Below are 5402 nucleotides of genomic sequence, written 5' to 3' on the forward strand. Positions count from 1 at the left end.
GGTCCGGACGGTCCGGGGCGGGTCGGACATCCCCGCACCGAAGCGCCGGATCCGTCGGCCCGAGCGGGCCCCGGCGTCCCGGAAGGCTTCGCGTGACCGGTGCGCCCCCCCGGGGCCGGCGCGTCCCGGGCCGGGGGCGGAGCGGATGACCATACTGTCGGACTTCTGGACGCGGCACACCTGTCCGAGTACCGTGCCGGGGCATGCGACGGGGACGGGGACGACCGGCTTCACCGTTCCGGTCGCCGGTCTCCCCGGGTAGGGGAGGACCACGCTCCACCGCCCCCGCCGGCTGCCCGCACGGGCGTACGACCCGTGCCGGGCGGCGGCTCCGTCTCCCCGAGCCCAGAAAGCATCCGGCATGAACGCACTCCCCCTGCTGCTGATCGGCCTGGCGACGTTCGCGGGCGGCTACCTCCTGTACTCGAAGTTCCTGGGCAGCCGGGTCTACAGGCTCGACCCGGCCTTCCGGACGCCCGCCCACGAGCAGCGGGACGGCGTGGACTACGTCCCGACCAACAAGTTCGTGCTGTGGGGCCACCACTTCACCTCGGTCGCGGGCGCGGCGCCGATCGTCGGTCCCGCGGTCGCCGTGATCTGGGGCTGGTTGCCCGCCTTCCTGTGGGTCACCATCGGCACGGTCTTCTTCGCGGGCATGCACGACCTGGGTGCCCTGTGGGCGTCGGCGCGCAACAAGGGCCGCTCGATGGGCACGCTCTCCGGGCGCTACATCGGCGACCGGGGCGCGAAGCTCTTCCTGGTCGTGATCTTCCTGTTGCTGCTGATGGTGGTCGCGGCCTTCGCGGTGGTCATCAAGAACCTGCTGATCTCCAGCCCCTCCGCGGTGATCCCCGCCTGGGGCGCGGTCGCGGTGGCGCTGCTGGTCGGCCAGGCGGTCTACCGCTACAGGGTGAGCCTCGGCGTGGTCACCGTGTTCGGCGTCGCGGCGCTCTACGGACTGATCCTCCTCGGTGACGCCTTCCCGGTGGAGCTGCCCGACCCGATCCTGGGCATGTCCCCGGCGACCTTCTGGATCCTCGCCCTCTTCGTCTACGCCGGTATCGCCTCCCTGCTGCCCGTGTGGGTGCTGCTCCAGCCGCGGGACTACATCAACGGCGTCCAGCTCTTCGTCGGACTCGGCATCCTGTTCGTCTCCGTACTGCTGAGCGCGCCCACGATCGTCGCCCCGGCCATCAACGACGCGGTTCCCGCGGGCACCCCGGACCTGCTGCCCCTGCTCTTCGTCACCATCGCCTGCGGCGCGATATCCGGCTTCCACGGCATGGTCTCCTCGGGCACCACCTCCAAGCAGTTGGACAAGGAGACCGACGCCCGTTTCGTCGGCTACTTCGGCGCGGTCGGCGAGGGCATGCTCGCACTCGGCGCGATCATCGCCGCCGTCGCGGGCTTCCGCACCCTGGCCGATTGGGAAGCCGTCTACACCGCCTTCGGCGAGGGCGGCGTCGGGGCGTTCGTCGCGGGTGGCGGGGAGATCGTCCACGGCGGACTCGGCCTGCCGGTCTCGCTGAGTTCCACGGTCCTGGCCACCATGGCGATCCTGTTCGCCGCCACCACCATGGACACCGGGGTGCGCCTGCTGCGCTTCGTGGTCCAGGAGGCCGGCGAGGCCGCGAAGGTGAGGATCGGCACCGGGGTCGGCACCCTCATCGCGGTGGGCGCGGGGATGGGACTCACCTTCAGCCAGGGCGCCGACGGCGCGGGCGGCCTCCGCATCTGGCCGCTGTTCGGCACCAGCAACCAGTTGCTGGCCTCCCTGACCCTCTCCATCATCGCGGTCATCCTGATCCGCAAGCGGCGCAACCCGACACCCGCGCTGGTGCCGCTCGCCATCGTGTTCGTGATGGCGTTCTGGGCCGCGCTCGCGCAGCTCGGTGACCTCTACGAGGCCCGGGACTGGCTGCTGCTGACCATCGACGTCGTCATCATCGTCGCCGCCCTGTGGGTCGCCCTCGAAGCGGTCACCGCGATGCGGCGGGCCTACCGGGAGCCGCCGGAGGACCCCGGCGCCGACACCACGGAGAAAGTCGAGCTGAAGGGGTGAGACTCCCCCGTTGGTCCTCGTTCCGGGCCGGGCTGGAGGAGTTCTGTGCCGGTCCCTACCGGCGGACCCTCGCCCGCGCCCGGCGCGAGGAGGACGACCTCTTCCGGATGGTCGTTCTCGCGGAGGCACTGGGCGTGCCCGACCCGGCGGCCTACTACACCGTCGAGCTGATGCCCGTCGTCTACGAGGACTTCCACGCCTGGCACCGCCGGATGGGCATGGAGCGCTCGCCCCTGGAGCACGTCGGATGCTGCTAGATCTCCTCACCCCGCACCGGGTCGTCTTCGTCGGCGGCAAGGGCGGCGTCGGCAAGACGTCCGTCGCCGCCGCGCTCGCCCTCGGCCGGGCCCGGGCGGGCGCCCGCGTGCTGCTGGTCTCCACCGACCCCGCCCACAACCTCGGACACCTCTGGGGCCGCCCCGTGGGCGACCGGCCCGTCCGCCTCATCGGTCCCGGGGACACCGTCGCCGGGACCGGGCCGGAGGGTCACGTCGACGGCCTGGAGATCGACCCGGAGCGCACGGTCGGGCAACACCTGTCCGCGGTCGCCGCGACGATGCGGCGCCTGCTTCCCGAGCGGATGCACGCACCGGCCGCCCGGCACCTGGAGCTGGCCCGGCAGGCGCCCGGCACCCACGAGTCGGCGGTGCTGGAGCGGATCGCCGAAGCGGTGGAGCTCGGGGCGGAGGCGTACGACCTGGTCGTCTTCGACACCGCCCCCTCCGGGCACACGTTGCGGTTGCTCGCGTTGCCCGAACAGCTCACCTCCTGGACCGAGGCCCTGCTCGCCAACCGCGAGCGGTCCGAGCGGTTCGGCGCCGCGGTACGCGGTCTCGGGGGTGGCGGGGAGATCGACCGCGACGCCGAACTGCGCCGCGTCCTGTCGCGCCGGCGCGACCGCTTCGCCCGGCTGCGGGAGGTGGTGACGGACCCGGCGCGGACCGGGTTCGTGATCGTGCTGACCGCCGAACCGCTCCCGATCGCCGAGACCGTGGAGGTGCACGAGAAGCTCACCGGCCTCGGCGTCGAGGTGACCGCCCTGGTCGCCAATCGCCGTTCCCCGGCGGACGCCGGTGACCTGCTCGCCCGACGCCGGGACCGGGAGGACGAGCACCTCCTCCGGCTGCGCCGGCGGATCCCGGACCCGCCACTGCTCGACGTGCCGCTGCTGCCGGGGGACCTGGTGGGCCTGGAGGCGCTCGCCGCCCTGGCCGACCGGCTCGGGCCCTCCCCTGCCTGAGGCCCGGCCCCCACCACCCGGCGACGGGCCGACCACGTTCTCTCCCGGACGGTCCTGTCCCGGGCAGTCCTGTCCCGGCAGGCACTCTCTCAGGCGGAGTCGCGGACCACCAACTCGGTGGGCAGGATGACCGCCGAGGGCTCCTCGCCCGCCATCCGGCCCATCAGCACCCGCACCATCTCGGTGCTGATGCGCGCCCAGGGCTGACGGATGGTGGTCAGTTCCGGTCGGGAGCCGACAGCGGCGGGGGAGTCGTCGAATCCGCCCACCGCCACGTCCTCCGGAACCCGGCGGCCCGCCCGCTCCAGGGCGGCCAGGGCGCCGCGCGCCATCAGGTCGGAGGCGACGAAGACCGCGTCCAGATCCGGCCGGCGGGCCAGTAGTTCGGTGACGGCCCGCTCCCCGCTGTCCCTGCTGTAGTCGCCGATGGCGATCAGCCCCTCGTCCGCCGGGACACCGGAGGCGGCGAGCACCTCCCGGTACCCCAGCAGACGGTCCACGCCCCCGGGGGTGTCCTGCGGACCGGCCACGGTGGCGATCCGTCGTCGTCCGGTGTCCAGCAGGTGACGCACCATGACCCGGGCGCCCTCCCGGTCGTCGGCCGCCACATGGGCCCCGGGCACCGCGCCCCCCGCCCCGATCGCGGGCTTGCCGCAGGCCACCACGGGTATCCCGGCCTCGGCGAGTTGTCCGGCCACCGGATCGCCGGTGTGGCTGGAGACCAGCAGCACCCCGTCCACGTGACCGGCGCCGATGTACCGGGTGATCCGCAGTTGCTCCTCGGGAGTGCCCGCGATCATCAGCAGCAGGGGGATGTCGTGCTCGGCCAGCGCCCGGGTGCAACCGCGCAGCAGGACGTTGAAGTTGGGGTCCTCGAAGAACCGCTCCTGCGGCTCGGTCAACAGGAACGCCACCGAACCCGAACGCCCGGTGATCAGCGACCGGGCGTGCCGGTTGACCACGTATCCGGTGCTGTGGATGGCGGACCGCACGGCCTCCGCGGCCTCGGCGGAGACGTGGTGCCCGCCGTTGAGGAAGCGGGACACCGTGCCCCGGGAGACCCCCGCCACCCGGGCCACGTCGTGGATGGTCGGGACCCGGCGTCTCTCCCCGGTTCGTCCCTCGGCCCGCGCCGTGGTTCGCGCCGTCGGACGTGTCGCGTCGGTACTCCGTGTCCCGCCCATCGCTGCCTCCCCGTTCGGCGTGCTCACGACTTTACGGCGCCCGAGAGCAGGTCCAGACTCCAGAACCGCTGGATCACCAGGAACAGGGCGATCAGCGGCAGGATCGCCAGCAACGACCCCGTGATGACCAGGGTGTACAGCGCCGGGGCACTGGCCCCCTGGTTGAGGAGGGTGAACAACCCCAGCGTGATGGGGAACCTCTCGTCGTCGCTGAGCATGATGTACGGCAGCAGGAAGTTGTTCCAGATCGCCACGAACTGGAACAGGAAGACCGTCACCAGGCCGGGCAGCATCATCGGCAGACCGATCGAGCGGAAGACGCGCCACTCGCCGGCGCCGTCGATCCGCCCCGACTCCACGACGTCACGCGGCACCGCCGCCGCCGCGTAGATGCGCGCCAGATAGATGCCGTAGGGGGAGAGGATCACCGGCAGCAGCACCGACCAGCGGGTGCCCGCCAGGCCGACCTGCGCCATCAGCAGGTACTGCGGGACCGCCAGGATCACCGGGGGCATCAACACACCCGCCAACAGGATGTTGAAGATCGACTCCCGCCCGCGGAAGCGGTACATCGCCAGCGCGTATCCGGCGAAGGCCGAGACGGCGGTGGAGAGCAGGGCGCCCACCCCGGCGTACAGGGCGGAGTTCGCCATCCAGGTCCAGTAGACGCCGTCCCGGTAGGCCGACAGATCGGAGATGTTCTCCCACAGTCCGGTGCCGGGCAGGAAGGTGAAGGTGGAGAACAGCTCCCGGCCCGCCTTGGTGGAGGCGATCAGCACCCAGGCGACCGGGATCAGGCAGTACAGGGCACCCAGCAGCAGCACGGCGGTCGGCAGGAGCGCGATCCGGCGCGGACGGCGTCCGGCGGGCGGCCCGGCGGGGGCGGAACGGTCGCCGGACGGCGGGGTGCCGGCGG

At 72.3% G+C, this 5402-nt stretch carries 5 protein-coding genes; 3 read left to right on the forward strand and 2 right to left on the reverse strand.

Features of this window, described 5'->3' with window-relative positions; translation table 11 throughout:
• Positions 1-361 precede the first annotated feature (361 nt).
• From FNQ90_RS11390 to FNQ90_RS11400, 3 genes are read left to right on the forward strand one after another with little or no spacing between them, the layout of a single operon-like run.
• Positions 362-2062, forward strand: a complete 1701-nt coding sequence (locus FNQ90_RS11390; protein WP_182606263.1) for a carbon starvation CstA family protein — start codon at positions 362-364, stop codon at positions 2060-2062.
• Entirely contained in the window at positions 2059-2319 is a 261-nt protein-coding gene (locus FNQ90_RS11395; protein ID WP_182606264.1) for a cory-CC-star protein, read from the forward strand. Before FNQ90_RS11390 ends, FNQ90_RS11395 begins: the two co-directional genes overlap by 4 nt.
• A complete protein-coding gene (locus FNQ90_RS11400) occupies positions 2310-3302 on the forward strand; it encodes an ArsA family ATPase (RefSeq protein ID WP_182606265.1) in 993 nt (330 codons plus the stop codon). The genes FNQ90_RS11395 and FNQ90_RS11400 overlap by 10 nt, the downstream gene beginning before the upstream one ends.
• Before the next feature lie 89 nt (positions 3303-3391).
• Here FNQ90_RS11400 and FNQ90_RS11405 read toward each other — a convergent pair whose 3' ends face one another.
• Together FNQ90_RS11405 and FNQ90_RS11410 are read right to left on the reverse strand one after the other, a co-directional pair.
• Positions 3392-4390: a LacI family DNA-binding transcriptional regulator gene (locus FNQ90_RS11405; RefSeq protein WP_323379889.1), complete on the reverse strand. Its 999-nt coding sequence runs from the start codon at positions 4388-4390 to the stop codon at positions 3392-3394.
• Positions 4391-4509: 119 nt separating this feature from the next.
• The coding region (locus tag FNQ90_RS11410; RefSeq protein WP_407699345.1) for a carbohydrate ABC transporter permease at positions 4510-5402 on the reverse strand (893 nt) is incomplete at its 5' end.

The organism is Streptomyces alkaliphilus (assembly GCF_014141535.1).
GTDB lineage: Bacteria > Actinomycetota > Actinomycetes > Streptomycetales > Streptomycetaceae > Streptomyces > Streptomyces alkaliphilus.

Coding starts and splice junctions, on each gene's coding strand:
- FNQ90_RS11390 (WP_182606263.1), top strand. CDS start 362: ATGAACGCACTCCCCCTGCTGCTGATCGGCCTGGCGACGTTCGCGGGC.
- FNQ90_RS11400 (WP_182606265.1), top strand. CDS start 2,310: ATGCTGCTAGATCTCCTCACCCCGCACCGGGTCGTCTTCGTCGGCGGC.